We start from the raw sequence: 21143 nt of genomic DNA, 5'->3' as shown, positions 1-21143 counted from the left end.
AGATGCCTCCGTTATGATCCAGCCATCAATGCTACAATCGGGCTTTTGAGTGCGGTACCCGAAGCCCGCGTCCGTGATAATCAGGACACAGCCTAGTCAATGTTAATCGAAGTTGTCTCTCTTTCATTCGCGTTTGTTTTCGGTCTCATGGTGCGCCAGGTCGGTCTGCCGCCTCTGATTGGATTTCTCGCCGCCGGGTTTGCGCTCAACCTTTGGGGGCAGGCATTTGGGCTCCCGCCCCAGGCAGGGCCGTTCCTGGATCATGTGGCGCATCTCGGTGTCCTCATGCTGCTGTTCTCGGTCGGTTTGAAGCTCAAGCTCCGGCATCTGGTAGAGCCGGCCGTGGTGGGTGGCGCCATCCTGCATTTCATGATCAGTATCGGCATCCTGGGAACAGGAATCCTCTATCTTCTGGAGATCAGCACGGCGAATGCGCTGCTGCTGGCAACCGCCCTGGCATTCTCCAGTACCGTGCTGGCGGCCAAGGTTCTGGAGGCCAAGGGGGAGCTTCGCTCCTTCCACGGGCGGGTGGCCATCGGCATTCTCATCCTGCAGGACCTCATCGCCCTTGTGGTGCTGAGCGTGGCCGGTGGGCAGACACCCTCGCCCTGGGCCCTGGTGGTGCTGGCACTGCCGCTTCTGCGCCCGGTCATGCACTGGCTGATGGACGTGGCCGGGCACGAGGAGCTGCTGGTTCTGATGGGCGTGGTCCTGGCGGTTGCTGTCGGGGGATATGGCTTTGAGGTGGTGGGACTCAGTCCGGAGGTGGGCGCCCTGGCAATGGGCGTCCTTCTGGCGAATCATCCCCGGGCCCAGGAGCTGTCCCATTCCCTGTGGGGGCTGAAGGAAATCCTTCTGGTCGGTTTTTTCCTGCAGATCGGCATGTCGGGTCTTCCGGACCAGCAGGCGCTGCTGTTCGCGCTCGGCATGGCGCTGTTGCTGCCCTTGAAGGGCATCCTGTTCTTCTTCCTGCTCATTCTTTTCCGCCTGCGCAGCCGCAATGCCTTTCTGGGGGCGCTCAGCCTGATGAGCTACAGTGAGTTCGGGCTGATTGTGGCTGCCAGTGTGCTTGAGGCCTGGCTGGTGCCCCTCGCGATTACAGTCGCGGTCTCCTTCCTGGTGGCGGCACCGCTCAACCGCATCGCGCATCCGCTGTTTGACCGGATGGAGCCCTGGCTGAGGCGGTTCGAGCGGTCCAGTGATCACCCGGACCAGCAGCCGCTGTCACTGGGCCAGGCGGACATCCTGATTGTTGGGATGGGGCGCACCGGGCAGGCGGCGTACACGGCTGTTGGTGCAGGTGGACTAACCGTTGTGGGCATGGACGCGGATCCGGACAAGGTGACAAACCAGTGCACCCGGGGCCACAACGTGGTCTACGCGGACGCCGAGGATATCGAACTGTGGCAGGGGCTGGACCTGGAGGGCCTGCAGGCGGTCATCCTTGCCATGCCACACCTGGAGGGGAAACTGATCGCAGCCCGCAACCTCCGGAAGATGGGGTTCACCGGTCCGATTGTTGCCAATACCTTCCATGACGACGAGGCGGCACCGCTGCAGCGAGCCGGCGTTTCCGAAACCTACCAGGCCATGGCCGGCGCCGGCATCGGTATCGCGGACAAGACCCGCGAGGCGCTCAGCACAACTCACGCGCCGCCTGCGGGCGCCTAGTCCCGCAGTTGCGCCAGATTCCGGAAATGGTCCAACGCGTTCGGGTTGGCCAGCGCCTCACGGTTCTTCACGGATTCACCGTGGATCACGTTGCGCACCGCCAGCTCCACGATCTTGCCGCTGAGCGTGCGTGGAATGTCCGGTACCTGGATGATTTTCGCCGGCACATGGCGTGGTGTGGTGTTCTCCCGGATAACGTGTCGTAGGCGCTCGCAGAGCTCATCGTTGAGCGCCACGTCCTCGCGGAGTCGCACGAAGAGCACGACGCGCTGATCGTCACCCCATTGCTGGCCCACGGCGATGGATTCCAGGACGTCATCCAGTTTTTCGACCTGACGGTAGATCTCGGCGGTTCCGATGCGTACCCCACCCGGGTTCAGTACCGCATCCGCCCGGCCGTGGATGATCATGCCGCGCTGGGCGGGGGTGTCCTCTGTCGCCGGGTGTTCGCGGATTTCACCAAAGTCTCCGTGGGCCCAGGTGTTGGGGAAGCGGTTGAAGTAGGCGCTGTGGAAGCGCTCGCCCTCAGGGTCGTTCCAGAAGCCGACCGGCATGCAGGGAAAAGGCGCGCGGCACACCAGTTCGCCTTTCTGCCCGGCCACCGGCTGCCCCTCGTCGTTATAGATGGCTACGTCCATGCCAAGGCCGAGGCACTGGAGTTCGCCCCGGTAGACCGGCAGGGTCGGGTTGCCGAGGGCGAAGCAGGAGACAATATCGGTGCCGCCGGAGATGGAGGACAGGCAGACGTCCGGTTTCACGTCCCGGTAGATGTAGTCAAAGCTTTCATGGGCCAGAGGGCTGCCGGTGGAAAGAATCGCCTTCAGCGGATCCAGGCCGTGGGTCTCCGCGGGTTTCAGGCCCTGTTTCCCGCAGGCGGCGTAGTATTTGGCGCTGGCGCCGAAGACGGTAATGCCGTGTTCCTCGGCCAGGTTCCAGAGGACCTCCGGCGTGGGGGCCATCGGCGAGCCGTCGTAGAGGACGGCGGTGGCGCCCAGGGCCAGGGTGCTGGCGAGCCAATTCCACATCATCCAGCCGGTGGTGGTGTAGTAGAAGACCACGTCGTCCGGGCCTACATCGGTGTGCAGACCCAGCTCCTTGAGATGCTGGAGAAGGGTGCCGCCGATGCCGTGGACGATGCACTTGGGCGCGCCGGTGGTGCCGGAGGAGTAGAGGATGTAGAGCGGGTCGTCAAAGGCCATGGGGGTAAACCCGGCGGCGGGTTCGGCCATCAGGGCGTCCTTCCATCCGACGGTGTTGGCGGCCTCGTCCCAGGGGCAGTCGGGCTGGTTGTCGATCCGGATCTGAACGGAGAGGCTGGGGAGTGCGCCTGCGAGCTGTTCGACGCGCTCGCGGGTATCAATCGCCTTACCGTTGTACTGGTAGCCATTGACGGCGATCAGGGCCCTGGGTTCGATCTGGCCAAAGCGTTCCAGCACACCCTGGAAGCCGAAGTCCGGAGAGCAGGAGGACCATACGGCGCCCAGGCGGGCGGTGGCCAGCATGCCGATGATGGCTTCGATGCCGTTGGTGATGAAGGCGGCAACACGATCGCCCTTGCTGACGCCGTGTTCCTGGAGGGTGCCGGCGAGGCGGGCGCTGTGTTCACGCAGTTCGCCGTAGGTCATCTGGCGGCCGCGGCCGTCTTCGCGTTGCTCGATAAGGGCGACACGGTCGGGTTCGCCGCGCAGAAGGTTTTCGGCAAAGTTGAGGCGGGCGCCGCCGAACCAGGTGGCGCCGGGCATCTGGTCGCCGTTCTCGAAGATGCGGCGGGCCTGGTACTGGCCGCGGACGTCGAAGTATTGCCAGATGGTTTCCCAGAATGCCGCGGGGTTGTCGATGCTCCATTGGTGGAGGCTCTGCCAGCTGTTGCCCGGTTGATGGCCCTGGGTCTGGAGCCAGTTGTGGTAGTGGGTGATGCGGGCGTTCTGGATTCGTTCCTGTGACGGTTGCCAGATTGGGGCTTCAGTCATGGGTTGGGTTCCTGGGTTGTTTTGGCGCTTGTCTGCCGCTCAGCTTAACATTGCATCGCCTGCGCGACTTTCGAGGGTGTACGTCGATCAAGTCTGTGGCAGATGTCGTTGCCGATGCGGCATACCGCCTCGAGGTCGACGCCGGTGTGCAGGCCCTGACCTTCAAGGAGGTACAACAGGTCCTCGGTGGCGAGGTTGCCGGAGGCGCCTTTGGCGTAGGGGCAGCCGCCGAGGCCGGCGGCGGCGCTGTCGAAGGTCCTGATGCCGCGTTCGAGGCCCTGGAGGACGTTGGCAAGGGCCTGGCCGTAGGTGTCGTGGCAGTGCAGGGCGAGTCGCTCTGCCGGCACGAGAGGGAGGACAGCATCCAGGATGGCATCGATTTCCCTGGGCCGGGCGACGCCGGTGGTGTCACCCAGGGAGATGTCGTTGCAGCCGAGTCCCAGCAGGCGTTCGGTGACGTCGGCGACGGCCCCGGGTTGGATTCGGCCGGCGTAGGGGCAGGCGGCGATGGTGGAGATGTAGCCGCGTACGCGGAGGCCGGCGTTATTGGCCGCTTCAATCAAGGGGGCGAAGCGCTCGAGGCTTTCGGTGATGCTGCAGTTGATGTTTTTCTGCGTGAACGCATCGGAGGCGGCGGTGAAGACGGCGATGCGGTCCACCCGGGAAGCCAGGGCAGCGTCGAGGCCTTTCTGGTTGGGGATCAGGGTTTCGACGGAAAGGCCGGGGCGCCGCTGGATGCCGGCGATGACCTGGTCAGTGCTGGCCATCTGGGGAACCCATTTTGGCGAGACGAAACTGCCGGCCTCGATACGGTTCAGGCCGGCGTCGGCGAGGGCGTTGAACCAGCGGGCGCGGGTTGTGGCGTCGACGGGGGTACGTTCGTTCTGGAGGCCGTCGCGCAGGCCGACTTCGACGATTTCGGCATGGTCGCTCATGGGGTGTCTCCGTCCGGTTCGAAGGCGAGCAGAGTCTGGCCGGAGCTGAGGCTGTCGCCTTCACTGCAGTAGAGTTCCGTGACCGTGCCGTCGGCCGGGGCGGTGATGGTGTGTTCCATTTTCATGGCTTCCATGACCACCAGCGGCTGCCCCTTGTTGGCCCGCTCGCCAGCGGCGCAGTGCAGCGCGACCACGCGCCCGTGCATGGGGGCGGTCAGGTTGCCGGTGTCCGCTTCGGCCAGATCCATTTCCGGGTGGTTAACCCGCACGGTCCAGGCTTCGCCCTCGGCAAAGAGCGTCACCCCTGCCGGTGGGCGGCTGATGGCGGTGAGGGACAGTTCCCGGCGGCACCGTCCGGGGGATTCCATCAACACCGTGCCCTGATGGCCCCGGCGGTGCCAGCGCAGGGTCAGGGGGTGATCGGAGAGGCCCCGGACCCGGACCTGATGCCAATCGCCGGTCCTGGGCTGGAGGGCGTATTCCAGGGTATGGCGTTCGCCGTGGTGGACTTCCGCCCGCTGCCACGGCTCGCCAACGAGGCGCCATCCGGTGAGGGCGTCCCAGGGGGCGGCTGAGGCGGTTTCCGGCTGCTGGAGCCAGAGCCAGCCCAGCAGGCCCAGTGCCAGGGCGGTGTCCCCGGTGATAGCTGGCTTTACCAGATCCGCTTCATGTTTTTCCACAAAATGTGTCTGTAGATCGCTGTTAATGAAAGAGTCATGGTCCAGTATCCGGCACAGGTAGCCGATATTGGTGGGGAATCCGCCCAGATGGTAACGCATCAGGGCCCCGCGCAGGCGGCTAATGGCGGCGTGGCGGTCCGTGCCATGGGTGATGACCTTGGCGAGCATGGGGTCGTAATGGTTTGAGACCGTCAACTCCTGGGCAATACCGGAGTCAATGCGTATGCCGGCCATGTTTTCGGGCTCATCCAGATACTGGATGCGGCCGCTGGTCGGGAGGAACCCCTGGTCCGGGTCTTCGGCATAGACGCGCGCTTCCATGGCGTGGCCGTTGATCGCCAGCGCCTCCTGGGGCCAGGGGAGGGGGTCGCCCAGGGCGATGCGGATCTGCCACTCCACCAGGTCCAGGCCGGTAATGGCCTCGGTGACGGGGTGTTCCACCTGAAGGCGGGTGTTCATCTCCATGAAGTAGAAGCGGCCGTCGGGCCCGAGCAGGAACTCCACGGTGCCGGCGTTGCGATAGCCGATGGCGTGGGCGCAGCGCAACGCGGCGTCCGCCATGGCGTCACGCGTGGCCTGGGTGAGACCCGGGGCCGGTGCTTCCTCCAGGATTTTCTGGTGGCGGCGCTGGATGGAGCAGTCACGGTCAAACAGGTGTCGGCCGTTGCCGTGGTGGTCAAACAGGACCTGGACTTCCACGTGCCGGGGCTGGTCCACAAAGCGTTCCAGCAGAACCTGGTCATTACCGAAGGCGGCGCTGGCCTCGCGCTTGACGCCATCCAGGGCGTTGCGAAGCTCACTGAATTCACGCACCACGCGCATGCCCTTGCCGCCCCCGCCGGCGCTGGCCTTGATCAGCACCGGAAGGCCAATCCGGCGGGCTTCGGATTCCAGGTGGTCCAGGGACTGATCGTCGCCGTGGTAGCCGGGCACCAGTGGTACGCCGGCATCTTCCATCAGTCGCTTGGCGGCGGTTTTGTCGCCCATGGCGGCAATGGCGTCGGTGCCCGGACCCACGAACCGGATGCCAGCGTCCTCGCAGCGCCTGACCAGCTCCGTGCTCTCGGATAGGAAGCCATAGCCCGGGTGGATCAGGTCGGCGCCGGTCTCCCGCGCAGCCCGCAGGATGCGTTCCGGGTCCAGGTAGGATTCCCGGGCCGGCGCCGGGCCGATGGCGACAGCCTGGTCCGCGGCGGCCACGAATGGGGCATCACGGTCCGCCTGGGAATACACGGCCACGGTACGCAGGCCCATGCGGCGGGCGGTGCGGATGATGCGTGCAGCGATCTCGCCCCGGTTGGCGATCAGCAGGGTGAGGTCATTCATCGGGGCTGGCCTCCTGCCAGGCGGGGGTATCCTTTTCCAGGAAGGCCCTCAGGCCCTCCTGACCCTCGGCGCTGGTGCGGACCCGGGCGATCATGGCGGCGGTGAACTCATCCACGCCCTCGCCAGCAGCCGGATCATCCAGCCCGCGCAGCAGGAGCTTGCACTCGGACTGGGCCTCAGGCCCGGCCTGCATCAATTGCCCGGCAAGCGCCTCGACCCGGTCATCAAGCTGTGCCGGATCCGCCAGTTCGTGGATCAATCCAAGCGACCGGGCCTGTTCCGCCTCGAGCAGCTCCGCGCTGAGCATGTAGCGCCGTGCCTGGCGCTGACCCAGGGTGCGCACCACGTAGGGGCCAATGGTTGCCGGTACCAGTCCAAGGCGCACCTCGCTCAGGCAGAAACGGGCATCGGTGGCGGCGATGGCAATGTCGGTACAGCAGATCAGCCCCAGCGCACCCCCGAAAGCGGCGCCCTGGACCCGGGCCAGCGTGGGCTTGGGGCATTCGTCCAGAAGGCGCATAAGGCGGGCCAGCGCCTGGGCGTCCTCCCGGTTCTCTTCCGCGCCCATGGCGGCGGTGGAGCGCATCCATTCCAGGTCGGCGCCGGCGGAGAAGTGCTTGCCCTCGGCCGCCAGCAGAACAGCGCGTATTTCATCGTCACGCGCTGCCGCTTCGATGGCGCTGCTCAACTCCGCGATGATACCGGCATTGAAGGCGTTGCGTTTGTCCGGGCGGTTGAGTCGGATGCGGCGCAGTCCTTGCCGGGGTGTGTCGACCAGCACGGCGTTATCGATATTATTCATCTGGGGCTCCTTACATCCGGAAGACGCCGTAGCGGGTGTCGGCCTCGGGGGCATTGAGCGCGGCGGAGAGGGCCAGGGCAATTACCTCACGGGTTCTGGCCGGGTCGATGATGCCGTCGTCCCAGAGCCGGGCGCTGGCGTAGTAGGGGTGCGACTGGCGCTCGAACTGTTCGACCACCGGCTGCTTGAAGGCGGCTTCGTCCTCATCGGACCAGGTCTCCCCCTGGCGTTCGATGGCGCCGCGTTTTACATCCGCCAGCACTCCGGCAGCCTGTTCGCCGCCCATGACAGCGATGCGCGCATTCGGCCACATGAACAGGAAGCGTGGTTCATAGGCGCGACCGCACATGCCGTAGTTGCCGGCGCCGAAGCTGCCGCCAATGATGACCGTCAACTTGGGCACGCTGGCGCAGGCAACGGCATTGACCAGCTTGGCGCCGTGGCGGGCGATGCCGCCCTGTTCCGCCTCGCGTCCAACCATGAAGCCAGTGATGTTCTGCAGGAACACCAGCGGGATGCCGCGCTGGCAGCACAGCTCCACAAAGTGCGCGCCCTTTTGGGAGGACTCCGAGAACAGGATGCCGTTGTTGGCGATGATGCCCACGGGCATGCCGGCCCAGTGCGCGAAACCACAGACCAGGGTAGTGCCGAAGCGGGCCTTGAACTCGTCAAACTCAGAGCCATCCACCAGCCGGGCAATGACCTCGCGGACGTCATAGGGCGTCTTGAGGTCCGTGGGCACCACGCCGTACAGCTCGTCGGCCGAGTAGAGCGGCTCGCGTGGCTCGCGGCGGCGCAACCAGTCCCCTTTGTGCCAGTTGAGGTTGGCGATGCAGGCGCGCGCACGTTCCAGGGCGTCTTCCTCACTGTGCGCCAGGTGATCCGCCAGGCCGGAGGTGCTTGTGTGCATCTCGGCGCCGCCCAGCTCCTCGGCGGAGACGCTCTCACCGGTAGCGGCTTTCACCAGGGGCGGCCCCGCCAGATAGACGGTGCTCTGGCCATCGACCATGATCGCCTCGTCCGCCATGGCGGGCACGTAGGCGCCGCCGGCGGTGCAGGGGCCCATGACCACGGCGATCTGGGGAATGCCGTTAGCGGAAAGGTTGGCCTGGCGGAAGAAGATGTGACCGAAGTGATCGTGGTCCGGGAAAACCTCGTCCTGCTGGGGCAGGTTGGCGCCGCCCGAATCCACCAGGTAGATGCACGGCAGGTGGTTTTCCGCGGCGATGGTCTGGGCGCGCAGGTGTTTCTTCACGGTCAGCGGGAAGTAGGTGCCGCCCTTGACCGTGGCGTCGTTGCCCAGGATGACGCACTCAACCCCGTTGACCCGGCCAATGCCGCCCACCGCACCGGCGGCGGGAACCTCACTGTCGTAGACCTGGTAGGCGGCCATGGGAGCCAGTTCCAGAAAGGGGGACCCCGGGTCCAGAAGCCGGTTGATGCGCTCGCGCACGGGCATCTTACCCTTGGTACGGTGGCGTTCCCGAGCCTTTTCACCACCGCCTTCGCTGATGGTGGCGAGCGTTTCAGTAAGGTCGTCCACCAGCGCCTGCATATGCTCCCGGCGTTCCCGGAAGAGGGCTCCGTCGGTGTCCACGGAGGATTCGAGGATCGCCATGGCTTACTCCGTTTCCTTGAACAGTTCCCGCCCGATCAGCATGCGCCGGATCTCCTGGGTGCCGGCCCCGATCTCGTAGAGCTTGGCATCACGGAGCAGCCGCCCGGCGGGGTATTCGTTGATATAGCCGTTGCCGCCCAGGATCTGGATAGCCTCAAGCGCCATTCTGGTGGCTTTCTCGGAGCAGTAGAGGATCGCCCCCGCAGCGTCCTTGCGGCTGGTTTCGCCCCGGTCGCACGCGGCGGCCACGGTATACAGGTAGGAGCGGCAGACGTTGAGCTCGGTGTACATGTCCGCCACTTTGGCCTGGATCAGCTGGAACTCGCCGATGGCCTGGCCGAACTGTTTGCGGTCGTGCACGTACGGCAGCACCAGGTCCAGGCACGCCTGCATGATCCCTACGGGGCCGCCGGCCAGAACCACGCGCTCGTAATCGAGACCGGACATGAGCACGCGGGCGCCGTTGTTCTCTGCGCCCAGAATGTTCTCTTCCGGGACCCAGGCGTCCTCGAAGATCAGCTCCGAGGTATTGGAACCACGCATGCCCAGCTTGTCCAGCTTGGGGCCCTGGCTGAAGCCGGGAGTGTCGTGTTCCACCAGGAAGGCGGTGATGCCACGGGCTTCTTTCTCGGGATCGGTCTTGGCGTAGATCACATAGACGTCCGCGTCCGGGCCGTTGGTGATCCACATCTTGCTGCCATTGAGGCGGAACCCGTTACCGTCGCGGGTGGCCCGCAGCTTCATGCTGACCACATCCGAGCCGGCATTGGGCTCGCTCATGGCCAGTGCGCCCACGTGCTCGCCGGTCATCAGTTTCGGAAGGTATTTCGACCTCTGTGCCGGATTGCCGTTGCGAGCGATCTGATTCACGCAGAGATTGGAATGGGCCCCGTAACTCAGGCCCACGGAGCCGGAGGCGCGGCTGATTTCCTCCATGGCGATGACGTGAGCCAGGTAGCCCATGCCAGTGCCGTTGTCGTCTTCCGGGACCGTCATGCCCAGCAGGCCCATATCGCCCATCTGGGGCCAGAGATCGCGAGGGAAGGTATTGTCACTGTCGATGGCCGCCGCGCGCGGTGCGATCTCGCCCTGAGCGAACTGGCGAACCTGGTCCTGGAGCATCGCCGTTGTGTCATCGAGGTTGAAATTGAGGCCGGGGTAGGTCATGGAGAGGCTCCGCTTTGTTGTTGTTCAGTGATTCATGGCATCGAGACAGCGCTGTTCCGCTTCATCAAGCTCCACCTGCATGAGCTGGAGCTCACGCATCTGGTCGTTCAACTGTTCACGTCGTTCCCGAATTTTGCTCAGTAACGCATTGAGTTGCCGCTCATTGCCGGAGGAGGGATCGTACATCTCGATGATGTCCCGGGATTCCGCCAGGCTGAAGCCAAGGCGTTTACCCCGCAGGATCAGTTTCAGCTTGACCCTGTCCGCGTCCGTGTAGATCCGTTGTTGACCCTCGCGCCTTGGCTCCAGAAGGCCGGCTTCTTCATAGAAACGGATGGTGCGGGTGGTGATGTCGAAATCCCGCGCCAGGTCGCTGATGGTATGGGTGGTCTGGGTTTCAGCGTTCATGCCGGCCTCCATTACGTCTTACGTTGACGTTAACGTAAAGCACGTGGAAGCCGCAATTGGATGACACGGAAAGGAGGGAATCAATTACCCGTGACGTTGAGCATACGGTTACGGAGATGACGCCACTGTTCGACTTCGTCGGCGCTGCCGACACGACGGTCCGAGCGTTCGTCCCGGCTGAGCCAGAGGTCTGTGCCGTTGAAACTGTAGACGGGCTTGAGGTCCTGGCGCCGCGATGCGGGCTGGATTTGATCCACCAGGTTATCGAGAATCATGGGCTCAGCGCCGGGTTCGGGGTACCAGGCCAACACCATGTGTGCCTGTTCCAGGTGGAGCGCGTCCACATAGGTGATACGGAGGTGTTCTTCGGGCACCCCCATGGCACGCAGGGTCATGTACTTGGCATTGGCGAATTCCTCGCAGTCACCGGCATTGGTGGCCAGGAACTCAACCGGCGTGGCCCAGTAGTCCTGGCGCCCCCAGTGCGACTGGTCGGTAACGAAATCACGCTGGTTGAAGAAGCGGTTCACCACCTGCATCTGGCGCGCTTCGCTGGCACCCTCGTGCTCGGCCACGAGCTGCTCCCAGGCCGTCAGCCGGGCGCGGGCGTCACCGCCGAACTGGCGCTCGACGTACGCAAGCAGGTCCTGTCCAAGGTCAATGCCATGGGCCAGGCCTGCGATCAGCAACACCGTTAATACAGCCAGGCGCATGGGCGGCCTTACCCGGTCAGTTGCTCAGGCGTTCGCGGAGTTCTTCCAGCCGGCTCCGGACATCCGAACTGGAGCGCTCACTGGGCGTCGAGGTGTCCGTGGCTGCATCGTCCGCCGCATCACTGCTGCTGTCGCCGGCCGATGACCGCTGATTGCCGTTAAGCGCCAGCTTTCCCCCCTGGCTCTCTGGGAAGGTCAGGGTTTCCAGGGCACCAGCACGCTCAATGACGATACGGCGCTGACGCACCTCGCGCAGGCTCGCATTGCCGGGCAGGGCGTCCCCGACGCGGTAGACCTCGGTCTTGCCGTCGGGCCCCTCCACCAGGGCGCTGTCGCGTTTTTCCGTGTCGCCGGCCATCACGCCCCGCAGCATAAGCTGTAGGTTGGTTTCGGGAAGGGTTTCCGCACGTTCAACCGACTCAGTGGCCTGTTCGCCCGGCGTTCCGAAAAAGGCCAGATCCGCAAGTTCTGGCGCTTCACCATCACCACTACTGCTGCTGTTGCCGGGGGTGTTCTCCCCGGTCGCGGTCTGCGGCATCTCGGAAACCCGGTCCTCCATGCGCAGTCCCTGCCAGCCGATTACGGCCGCGATTGACACAGCGAGCACTGCTGCTGTGATCAGGGGCATGGCATTGATGCGTTTTTCCATGGACAATCAGCCCTTTCCGGTGACCGGGAATGACGGTTGCCTTCATTATCCCGGGATACTAACGTAACCACAAACCAACAGCGCACGGTTTGCGACATGGGCGAAACCCTGAACGAGACCCGCACCACGGAGGCCAGACTGCCCTTCAGTTTTGCCCGACGCAATGGCGTTGTGCTGACACCGGACGAGCAGGGCGAACTGGAGCTTCTGGTGCGCCCTGGTGCCTCGGCGCGGGCCATTGCCGAGGCTACGCGCCTGAGCCGCGGCCGTGCCCGCATCCGTGAAATGGAAGCCGAGGCGTTTGATGAGGCGTTGACCCGCGCCTACCAGAACGATTCCGAGGAAGCCATGCAGATGGTTGAGGGCATCGGCGAGGACATGGACCTCGCCAGCCTGGCGGAATCGGTTCCCGAAACCGAGGATCTGATGGAGCAGGAGGATGATGCCCCGGTCATCCGCCTGATCAACGCCATTCTGACCGAGGCCATCAAGAGCGGCGCTTCGGACATCCACATCGAAACCTACGAGAAACGCCTGGTTGTCCGCTTCCGGGTGGACGGGGTCCTGAGAGAGGTGGTGCAGCCCAAGCGAGCCCTGGCGCCACTGCTGGTCTCGCGCATCAAGGTCATGGCGCGGCTGGACATCGCGGAGAAGCGGGTCCCCCAGGACGGACGCATCTCGCTGCGCGTGGCCGGGCGCGAAGTGGACATCCGTGTGTCCACCATGCCGTCATCCAACGGCGAGCGCGTAGTGCTGCGGCTTCTGGACAAGGAGGCGGGGCTTCTGGAGCTGGATTCCATTGGCATGGCGGAGCGCGACCTAAGCCTGCTCAAGGATCTGGTCAACCGCCCCTATGGCATTCTGCTGGTGACCGGGCCAACCGGCTCGGGTAAGACCACAACACTCTATGGTGCACTCACCGAGATCAACGACCGGTCGCGCAACATCCTGACCGTTGAGGATCCGATTGAGTACAACCTGCCCGGCATCGGCCAGACCCAGGTGAACCCGAAGATGGAGATGACTTTTGCCCGGGGGCTGCGGGCCATCCTGCGCCAGGACCCGGACGTGGTGATGATCGGGGAGATCCGGGACCTGGAGACTGCGGAGATTGCGGTCCAGGCCAGTCTGACCGGTCACCTGGTGCTCTCCACACTGCACACCAACACCGCCACCGGCGCCATCACACGCCTGATCGACATGGGTGTCGAGCCCTTCCTCATCTCTTCCAGTCTGGCCGGCATTGTCGCCCAGCGCCTGGTGCGGGTGCTGTGCCCGGAGTGCCGGGAACCCTATACGCCGGATGCCACCGAATGCCGCTTTTTGGGCGCCGATCCCGACAATCCGCCCACCATCTATCACCACGGCGGCTGTGACGCCTGCAACCAGCTGGGTTACCGGGGCCGTATGGGCATCTACGAGGTCATTGGCGTCGACGAGGGCCTGCGGACCCTGATCCATGACCGGGCCGCTGAGCAGGCGCTCGAGCAGGCGGCGCGCGAACGTGGCCCGAGCATCCACGCGGATGGTGTCTCCAAGATCCTGGACGGCACCACCACGGTGGAGGAAGTGCTGCGGGTGACGCACCGGGGATGATCCATGGCGGCATTTGAATTCAGGGCTCTCGACACGCGCGGCAAGCAGAAGAAGGGCGTTCTGGAAGCCGACAGTGCGCGCGCTGTTCGCCAGCAGCTGCGGGACCGTGGCTGGGCACCGCTGGAGGTATCACCGACCCGTGAACGCCAGCAGCGCTCTGGATTCACACTGGGCCGGGGGCTGTCCGCGGCGGATCTGGCGCTGGTGACACGCCAGCTCGCAACCCTGATCCAGTCCGGGATTCCGGTGGAGCAGGCCCTGTCAGCCATTGCCAACCAATCCGAAAGACCGCGCATCAAGAGCATGATGCTGGCCATCCGCGCCAAGGTTCTGGAAGGCCATACCCTGGCAGGCAGCCTGAGCGAGTTTCCTTCAGCCTTTCCCCATCTCTACCGCGCTACCGTCGCCGCAGGCGAGCACGCCGGGCACATGGACCTCGTACTGAACCGTCTGGCGGACTACACCGAAGCCCGCCAGGAGGCCCGCCAGAAGATCCAGCTCGCGGCCATCTACCCGGTGATTCTGACGTTCGTGGCCATCGCCATCGTGATCTTTCTGCTGACCTATGTCGTGCCGGACATCATCGAGGTCTTCGTGCGCAGTGGCCAGGAGCTGCCGGCGCTGACCGAAGGGCTGTTGGTCGTGAGCAGCTTCTTTGTGGACTGGGGCTGGCTGCTGTTGCTGTTGCTGGTTGCCGCGGGCATCGGGTTCCGGCTTGCACTGCGTCGCCCCTCCTTCCGGCTCAGAGTCCACCGGCAGCTTCTCCATATTCCCTTCATCTCCCGTCTCATCCGTGGCCTCAACACCGCGCGCTTCGCCAGTACTGTGAGCATCCTCACAGCCAGCGGCGTTCCGTTGGTGGAGGCAATGCGTATCGCCGGTGAAGTGTTGTCCAATGAGTACCTGAAGGAACGGATCCGGGAAGCGACCCAGTCCGTGAGCGAGGGTGGGTCGCTTAAAAATGCCCTGGAGAACACCGGGTATTTCCCCCCGATGATGATCCATATGATTGGCAGTGGCGAGGCCAGTGGCGAACTGGACCAAATGCTGGAACGCACGGCCACACACCAGGAGAATGACCTCCAGGGCAAGATCTCCGCACTGGTGGGGCTGTTCGAGCCGCTGATGCTGCTGGTAATGGGTGGGGTGGTACTGATCATCGTGCTGGCGATCATGCTGCCAATCATGAATATGAGCCAACTGATGGGTTGAGACGTTGATGACAATGAAACATGCAAATCGCAGTGGCGGTTTCACGCTGATTGAGATCATGGTTGTAATGGTGATCCTCGGGCTGCTGGTGGCGCTGGTGGCGCCGAATATCATGGGCCGGGGAGATGAGGCCCGCGTGACGGCCGCCGAGGCACAGCTGCGCAACATCAGCAGTGCCCTGGACCTGTACCGGCTGGACAACAGCCATTATCCCTCCACGGAACAGGGGCTCGAGGCACTGGTTGAGAAGCCCACTGGTTCCCCCGAGCCCTCGAACTGGAACCCGGAGGGCTACATGAACGCCATCCCTAAGGACCCTTGGGGCAATGAATACCAGTATGTCCAGCCGGGCTCCGAAGGGCCCTACGATCTGTATTCCTATGGTGCGGACGGCCGCGAGGGCGGCGAAGGCGTGAATGCGGACATCAGCGTCTGGGACGTGGAAGAGTAACCCCGGAATGGGGCGCTGGCGCTCAGCAGGGTTCACGCTCATCGAGCTGATGGTGGTGCTCGTTGTGGTTGGTCTTCTGATCAGCCTGGTCGGGCTCAGCATTGGCGGCGGCGGCGAACGGCGGGAACTCGAGGAGATGACGCGCAGCCTCTATCTCAGGATGCAGGCGGCTTCAGAGCAGGCTGTCATGACCAACCGGGAGATCGGTGTGCGATTCCGGGACGACGGCTATGGGTTTGTCCAGCTGGATCGCGACCAGGCCCAGTGGACCCCGCTTCCGCGTGGCGGTCTCACCGGAGCCAGCATGCCCGAGTGGGTTGAGCTGGAGCTGATCACCGATGGCGGTGAGGCGGATGCCCTGGAAACCCAGGAGGAAGACCAGCCGGAACCGGACCTGGTGTTTTTCTCCTCCGGCGAGTCCACCGCCTTTGACCTCTACCTCTGGTGGGAAGGCGCCGATGATGGAAGTGCCCAGCTTCTGACCAGTGACGGCGCCACCGGGGTGGAATGGCTCCAGCCTGGCGATCAGGACTACAGGGAGCGCCTGTAATGCCTGTCATGCCGGCCCGCGCGCGTGGCTTCACGCTCATGGAGGTGATGATCGCGCTGATGATCTTCGGCCTGCTGGCAGCCACACTGCAGCAGGTCGCCTCCGGCTACATGTCCAATTACCGGCGCATTGAAAGCCAGACCATGGCCTCCTGGATCGCCCAGAATCGCCTCACGGAGATGCGCCTCCAGGATCAGATACCCGCGACCGGTGAGTCCGATGATGAGGTGGCGTTCGGGGGCCACGAATGGGAAATCGAGACGGTGGTCAGCGCCACCGAGGATCCGGCAATACGGCGGGTTGAGATGACCCTTTACCGGGTCACCCCGAATGGTGATCCCGTGCAGCAGCTGGTTTTCACGGGCTTTCTGGGGCAGCGTAACCGATGAGCGGAACGGATACGGAAAAGGGCTTCACGCTGCTGGAGGTTCTTATTGCTGTGTTCATCACCAGCATGATCTCGCTGGGGGTATGGCAGGTCATGAACACCCTGATGAATTCCCGCGAAGGCATCGAAAGGGTCTCAGGGGCTTTCCGGGACGTACAGCAAACCGTCTCACTTCTGGAGCGGGATCTGCTGCAGGCGGTCAAACGCCCGGTGAAGGATGCCTACGGCGAACGGCTGCCTGCTCTTACCAGCCGAATCAACGACTCCGAACTTGAACTGACACGCCAGGGCTGGCGGAACCCGCTGGGAGACAAACGCAGTGAGCTCCAGCGCGTAGCCTGGGAATACGACGAACTGGAGGAGCGCCTGATCCGCCGCTACTGGCCGGTGCTGGACCGGGCCCAGGGCACGCGCAGCCGCGAGCAGGAGCTGCTCGGAAATGTGGAATCCGTGGAGGTGCAGTTCCGCGACAGTAATGGCCAGTGGCTCAGCCAGTGGCCGGGTGACAGCGGCGACAGCAGCGGATTTGCCGATGCCGAGGGCACAGAGGTACTGAGGATGCCCATGCCACGTGCCGTGGAAGTGGTCATCGAGCATGATCGCTTTGGCACCCTGCGGCGGGTCGTCGCGCTGGGTGAACCCATGGCGATGGGCGCACAGGTTCCGGACCGGCGCAGACAGGCTGACGGAGACAGCGGGAACAGTGGGAACGGAGGGGAGGGCGAATGAGATCCCGCCGTTTCACACGCCAGCAGGGGGTTGCGCTGATCATTGTCCTGATGGCCTTTGCGCTGGGCTCGATCCTCGCCTCCGGCATGCTGACGCGCCAGAGCGTGATGATTCGTGGCGCCACCACCTACCTGGCCCAGAATGATGCCCGCAGCCTGGCACTTGGGGCAGAGGCCTTTGCCCGCCAGTTCCTGGCAAGGGACCTGAAGGGGGGTGGCAATACCCCCGAGGAAAACCAGGAGGGTGACCAGGGCACTGACGGCGAACAGGAGGGAACGGCCACCCGCCGGGAAGTGGATCATCCCGGTGAGGACTGGGCACGGGCCGCACTGGCTCTACCGGTGGAAAAGGGCGTCATCGAGGCCCAGATCAACGACCTGCGGGGCCGGCTCAACCTCAATGCCCTGACGGAGGTGGACGGGACCGTGAATGAACGCCAGCGCAACCGGCTGGAACGGCTGCTGCGCGTTCTGGAGATCCGGAATGTCAGGCCGGCAACCTTTGTGGACTGGGTGGATGCGGACGACCAGCGCAGTGGTGCCGGCGGTGCGGAGGACAGCGATTACATGCTCCTCGATCCCCCCTACCGGGCCGGTGATCAGCCGTTCGTCAGCGTGACCGAAGTGCGGCTCCTGGATGGCATGAGCGAAGCAGCCTACCAGCGCCTGCGGCCGCACATCACGGCGCTGCCGAACCGGGATGGCACGCTCAACGTCAACTTTGCCTCCACGGCCGTGCTACGCTCGCTGCACGACCGCATCAGCCAGGGGCAGGCGGAGAGCATCCGGGAGACGCTGCGGGAATCTCCGGCTGAAAGCGTGGAGGAGTTCCTGGCGCTGCCGGAGTTCGCGGGTCTCGGGCTGGAACCGGATGGGCTCGGGGTGAGCACGGACTTCTTCGAGATCGCCGCAAGGGTCAGTGTCAGTGGTACAGTGTATCGGCTGGTTTCGATGGCCCAGCGCACACGCAATGGCACGATACGGATTCTGTCACGGGATACCGGCAGAACCCAGCTGATCACGAAGGAACAGGTTCAGGCGTCCGAGTAGGCGCCTGCGAACAGGGTCAGAGAAGACGGATAATATGGCCTATCAACTCTACATAAGGGCAGGTGCCGGAGCCGGTGAAGGTTCCGATGCCGATGTTTTTGACTGGGTGCTGCTGGATGCCTCCGGCCATTTCGGCGGCGAGGGGCAGGGCGACTCACGGGAGAACCTGGAAGCCCGGCTCGAAGCGATCGGAGTGGAAGCGGCAGAAGTCATCGGCATCATCCCGACACTGGATGTCACCCCCTGTGCCGCCCGTATTCCCGGCCGCCAGAAACGCATGATCCGCCAGGCACTGCCCTTCGCGGTGGAGGAGCAGCTGGCGCAGGACATTGATTCAGTCCATCTCGCCCTGGGTACCCAGAAGCGCAATGAGTGGCAGGTGGCCGCGATCGACCGTGGGCGGATGGATGCCTATGCGGCCTGGTTTGACACTTTCGGTTACCCGGTGCGCGCCATCCACGCGGACGCGATGCTCCTGCCGGCCGGCCAGCACCAGTGGACCATCCTCGTTGAAGGCAGCCAGGCGCTGATCCAGGAACACGACAGTGGCTGGTACGAGGTGCCTGTCGAGGGCCTGTCCGTATTCCTGGATTCGCTCATTGAGGCCAACGGCACCGAGGCACCACCGAGCGCACGCGTTCTGGTGACACCGCAGGCGGCGGAGCAACACCGGATGGCCCTGGCCTCACTGGAACAGCACCCGGACGCCCTGATCCACGTGGAAACCCTGGAACAGCTTCCATTGCACCTGATGGTGGAAAGCCTGGTAGCCGGACATGCGGAAGCGATCAACCTGTGCCAGGGGGATTACGCTCCCGAGTCCAGCGGGCATTCCCCCCTGAGACGCTGGCGGCCTGTGGCCATTGTGGCGGCAATTGGTATTGTCGCCCAGCTAGGCTTCATGCTCGCGGAGGGCATCTATTACCGGAACCAGGCGCAACGGTTTGATGAGCAGGCGGTCGCAATCTATCGCGAGTATTTTCCCGACGAAAGCGGCACCCATGCCGGCAACCTGAGACGCGTGGCCGAGGGCAAAATCCGCGCGGCCCGTGACGGAGGCTCCGGAGGCGATTTCCTGGCGATGCTGCGAGCCACTGGGCAACAGTACCAGGGCCTGGATGATCCGGAGAGTCTGCGCTTTGACACCATCCAGTTCAGCCGCAGCCGGGGCGAGCTCCGCATTGAGCTTCGAGGCGAGAGCTTTGCCCAGCTCGACGCCATGCGCAATGGACTCAGTGGCTCCGGATTCAGTGCCCGGATCGGCTCCGTGGTGAACAGTGACGACGGCACCGAAGCCCGGCTCACGGTCAGACAGGGAGGTTGAGCCAGATGCTTGAGACAATCCGGAAGATCCCGGCGGTGCGCGCCGCGATTGCCCAGTATGATCAACTGAGCCACCGTGACAGACGCGCCCTGCAGATCATGGTCACCGCGCTGGCTGCGGCCATCCTGTATCTCGGGGTCTGGCAGCCCATTGTTGAGTTCCGCAGCGAGGGCTACGAGCGCATGCAGCAGTCCCGCGAACGGGTCGCCTGGATCAGTTCCCGGGAGCAGGCCCTGGAGCGCATTTCGCAGGTGAATGAAACCGGGCAGGGCGGCTCACTCGGTGATGCGGACCTGCTCAAGACCGTTACGGATTCCGCGGACCGTTCCGGGCTCCCGCTGCAGCGCTTTGAACCCAGCGGTGATGATGCCATGCGGCTCTGGCTTGAGGCCGTACCGTTCACGGACCTGACCCAGTGGTTGGGCCACCTCCAGAGTGAGTATGGCCTGACCGTGGATCAGGCCTCTCTGGACAGAACCGACAAACCCGGTCTGGTGGATGCCCGCCTGACCCTTGAACCCTGACGTGGAGGTAGGAGTGTCGAAAACCCCTGATTACGATCTTGTTGTCATCGGAGCCGGATCCGGTGGTGTCCGGCTCGCGCGCATGGCGTCCCAGGCAGGAGCGCGCGTGGCCATTGTGGAGTCCGCAGACCTGGGAGGCACCTGCGTCAATGTGGGGTGCGTGCCGAAAAAGCTCTTCGTCTACGGCGCCCACGTGCGTGAGGACATCGAGGACGCCAGGGGGTATGGGTTCGATGTGGCGGATGAAGCGATCCGTTTCGACTGGGCCACACTGCGGGACAACAAGACGAATGAAATCCGGCGTCTCAACGATATCTACCGCCGCTTGATCGATAACGCGGGCGTTACCCTGATCGAGGGCACAGCGCATATTGAGGATGCCGGAACAGTCAGGGTCGACGGCACCGCCGTAACAACAGAACGGATCACCATCGCCACCGGCAGCGAGCCGGTTGTGCCGGAGATCCCCGGCAGCGAACACGCTCTGGTCTCCGACCACATGTTCTACCTGGACAGTCTTCCTGAGACCGCAACGGTCTGGGGGGGCGGCTACATTGCCGTGGAGTTTGCGGGCATCCTGGCAGGGCTGGGCGTACGGACCACGCTCATCTATCGCGGGGAACGCTTCCTGCGCGGCTTTGACGGTGACATCCGTGATCATGTCGCCCAGGAGATGGACCGCAAGGGGATCGACCTGCGTTTCAACACCAACATTGAATCCATCACGACGTCCGGCGGGGACTATGAACTGACCCTGACCGACGGCAGTACCCACCGGACAGGCCTGGTCCTGGCCGCAACCGGCCGTGTGCCGCGCACCCAGGGTCTCGGTCTGGCATCCGTTGGCGTGGAAACCGACGAGGGTGGGGCCATCATCACCGATGACCAGTTCCGCACCAGCGTGCCAGGCATCCACGCGCTGGGGGACGTGATCGGAACGCCACAGCTCACGCCTGTGGCCATCGAGCAGGCCATGGTCATGGTGGATCAGCTCTATGGCACCGGGCTCAAGCGCATGGATTACACCAATATTCCAACAGCGGTGTTCTGTCAGCCGCCGATCGGCACGGTGGGCCTGACCGAAGAGGAGGCCCGCGAGGCCGGCCATTCGGTCACGATCTACCGCACGTCCTTCCGCCCCATGAAGCACACCCTGTCCGGGCGCGAGGAAAAGGCGCTGATGAAGCTGGTGGTGGACCCGGATACGGATCGGGTTCTGGGCGCGCACATGGTCGGCCCCGAGGCGGGCGAAATGATGCAGGGCATTGCCGTGGCGCTGAAAGCCGGTGCCACCAAGGCGGTGTTCGATGCCACGGTTGGGATCCATCCAACCTCCGCCGAGGAATTCGTGACCATGCGCGAACCGGTCAGCGACTGACAC

Annotated in this window: 20 protein-coding genes; 11 read left to right on the top strand and 9 right to left on the bottom strand. The window is 64.1% G+C overall.

Translation table 11 applies throughout. The features are described 5' to 3' along the window. Positions 1-99 precede the first annotated feature (99 nt). Complete coding sequence (locus F3089_RS03800; protein ID WP_151439515.1) at positions 100-1671, top strand: cation:proton antiporter domain-containing protein; 1572 nt, start codon at positions 100-102, stop codon at positions 1669-1671. Here F3089_RS03800 and F3089_RS03795 read toward each other — a convergent pair. The 9 genes from F3089_RS03795 to F3089_RS03755 all read right to left on the bottom strand — a co-directional run bounded on the left by F3089_RS03795 (position 1668) and on the right by F3089_RS03755 (position 11939). After that, positions 1668-3641: an acetoacetate--CoA ligase gene (locus F3089_RS03795; protein WP_151439514.1), complete on the bottom strand. Its 1974-nt coding sequence runs from the start codon at positions 3639-3641 to the stop codon at positions 1668-1670. The two genes, F3089_RS03800 and F3089_RS03795, sit on opposite strands and share 4 nt — an antisense overlap. A 44-nt stretch (positions 3642-3685) precedes the next feature. After that, on the bottom strand, positions 3686-4576 hold the full coding sequence (locus tag F3089_RS03790) for a hydroxymethylglutaryl-CoA lyase (protein WP_151439513.1): 891 nt from the start codon (positions 4574-4576) through the stop codon (positions 3686-3688). Further along, on the bottom strand, positions 4573-6582 hold the full coding sequence (locus F3089_RS03785) for an acetyl/propionyl/methylcrotonyl-CoA carboxylase subunit alpha (protein WP_151439512.1): 2010 nt from the start codon (positions 6580-6582) through the stop codon (positions 4573-4575). The genes F3089_RS03790 and F3089_RS03785 overlap by 4 nt, the downstream gene beginning before the upstream one ends. Then, positions 6575-7384 (bottom strand): enoyl-CoA hydratase-related protein, encoded by an 810-nt coding sequence (locus F3089_RS03780; protein ID WP_502707324.1) that lies wholly within the window; start codon positions 7382-7384, stop codon positions 6575-6577. Before F3089_RS03780 ends, F3089_RS03785 begins: the two co-directional genes overlap by 8 nt. A gap of 10 nt (positions 7385-7394) precedes the next feature. After that, complete coding sequence (locus tag F3089_RS03775) at positions 7395-9002, bottom strand: carboxyl transferase domain-containing protein (protein ID WP_151439511.1); 1608 nt, start codon at positions 9000-9002, stop codon at positions 7395-7397. A 3-nt stretch (positions 9003-9005) separates the two neighbouring features. Further along, positions 9006-10169 (bottom strand): isovaleryl-CoA dehydrogenase, encoded by a 1164-nt coding sequence (locus F3089_RS03770; protein WP_151439510.1) that lies wholly within the window; start codon positions 10167-10169, stop codon positions 9006-9008. Between the two features lie 24 nt (positions 10170-10193). After that, complete coding sequence (locus F3089_RS03765; protein WP_095616897.1) at positions 10194-10577, bottom strand: MerR family transcriptional regulator; 384 nt, start codon at positions 10575-10577, stop codon at positions 10194-10196. Between the two features lie 80 nt (positions 10578-10657). Further along, positions 10658-11290 (bottom strand): transglutaminase-like cysteine peptidase, encoded by a 633-nt coding sequence (locus F3089_RS03760; RefSeq protein WP_151439509.1) that lies wholly within the window; start codon positions 11288-11290, stop codon positions 10658-10660. A 16-nt stretch (positions 11291-11306) separates the two neighbouring features. Next, the gene (locus F3089_RS03755) at positions 11307-11939 is read right to left on the bottom strand and encodes a type II secretion system protein N (RefSeq protein WP_225741673.1); all 633 of its coding nucleotides are present in this window, start codon (positions 11937-11939) and stop codon (positions 11307-11309) included. A 96-nt stretch (positions 11940-12035) separates the two neighbouring features. Between F3089_RS03755 and gspE the strand changes: the two genes are divergently transcribed. From gspE to gorA, 10 genes are read left to right on the top strand one after another with little or no spacing between them, the layout of a single operon-like run. Further along, a complete protein-coding gene (gene gspE, locus F3089_RS03750; RefSeq protein WP_151439507.1) occupies positions 12036-13535 on the top strand; it encodes a type II secretion system ATPase GspE in 1500 nt (499 codons plus the stop codon). Positions 13536-13538: 3 nt separating this feature from the next. After that, complete coding sequence (gspF, locus tag F3089_RS03745) at positions 13539-14747, top strand: type II secretion system inner membrane protein GspF (protein WP_151439506.1); 1209 nt, start codon at positions 13539-13541, stop codon at positions 14745-14747. Between the two features lie 13 nt (positions 14748-14760). After that, positions 14761-15198, top strand: coding sequence for a type II secretion system major pseudopilin GspG (gene gspG, locus F3089_RS03740; RefSeq protein WP_192497275.1), 438 nt, complete (start codon positions 14761-14763; stop codon positions 15196-15198). Positions 15199-15205: 7 nt separating this feature from the next. Then, on the top strand, positions 15206-15748 hold the full coding sequence (gene gspH / locus F3089_RS03735) for a type II secretion system minor pseudopilin GspH (RefSeq protein WP_192497266.1): 543 nt from the start codon (positions 15206-15208) through the stop codon (positions 15746-15748). After that, positions 15748-16137 carry a type II secretion system minor pseudopilin GspI gene (gspI, locus tag F3089_RS03730; protein ID WP_192497265.1) on the top strand — a complete coding sequence of 130 codons (390 nt, stop codon included), beginning with the start codon at positions 15748-15750 and terminating at the stop codon, positions 16135-16137. Before gspH ends, gspI begins: the two co-directional genes overlap by 1 nt. Further along, on the top strand, positions 16134-16865 hold the full coding sequence (gene gspJ, locus F3089_RS03725) for a type II secretion system minor pseudopilin GspJ (RefSeq protein ID WP_151439502.1): 732 nt from the start codon (positions 16134-16136) through the stop codon (positions 16863-16865). The genes gspI and gspJ overlap by 4 nt, the downstream gene beginning before the upstream one ends. Further along, on the top strand, positions 16862-17914 hold the full coding sequence (gene gspK / locus F3089_RS03720; RefSeq protein WP_151439501.1) for a type II secretion system minor pseudopilin GspK: 1053 nt from the start codon (positions 16862-16864) through the stop codon (positions 17912-17914). The genes gspJ and gspK overlap by 4 nt, the downstream gene beginning before the upstream one ends. A gap of 34 nt (positions 17915-17948) precedes the next feature. Continuing rightward, entirely contained in the window at positions 17949-19238 is a 1290-nt protein-coding gene (gene gspL / locus F3089_RS03715) for a type II secretion system protein GspL (RefSeq protein WP_151439500.1), read from the top strand. 5 nt (positions 19239-19243) lie between these two features. After that, complete coding sequence (locus F3089_RS03710) at positions 19244-19762, top strand: type II secretion system protein M (RefSeq protein WP_151439499.1); 519 nt, start codon at positions 19244-19246, stop codon at positions 19760-19762. A gap of 13 nt (positions 19763-19775) precedes the next feature. Then, positions 19776-21140 (top strand): glutathione-disulfide reductase, encoded by a 1365-nt coding sequence (gene gorA / locus F3089_RS03705; protein ID WP_151439498.1) that lies wholly within the window; start codon positions 19776-19778, stop codon positions 21138-21140. Positions 21141-21143 lie beyond the last annotated feature (3 nt).

It is taken from the genome of Halospina sp. K52047b (genome assembly GCF_008709855.1).
Taxonomy (GTDB): domain Bacteria; phylum Pseudomonadota; class Gammaproteobacteria; order Pseudomonadales; family Oleiphilaceae; genus Halospina; species Halospina utahensis_B.
The sequence above is the reverse complement of the archived record's forward strand: the minus strand, read 5'-3'. Positions and strand labels throughout refer to the sequence as shown.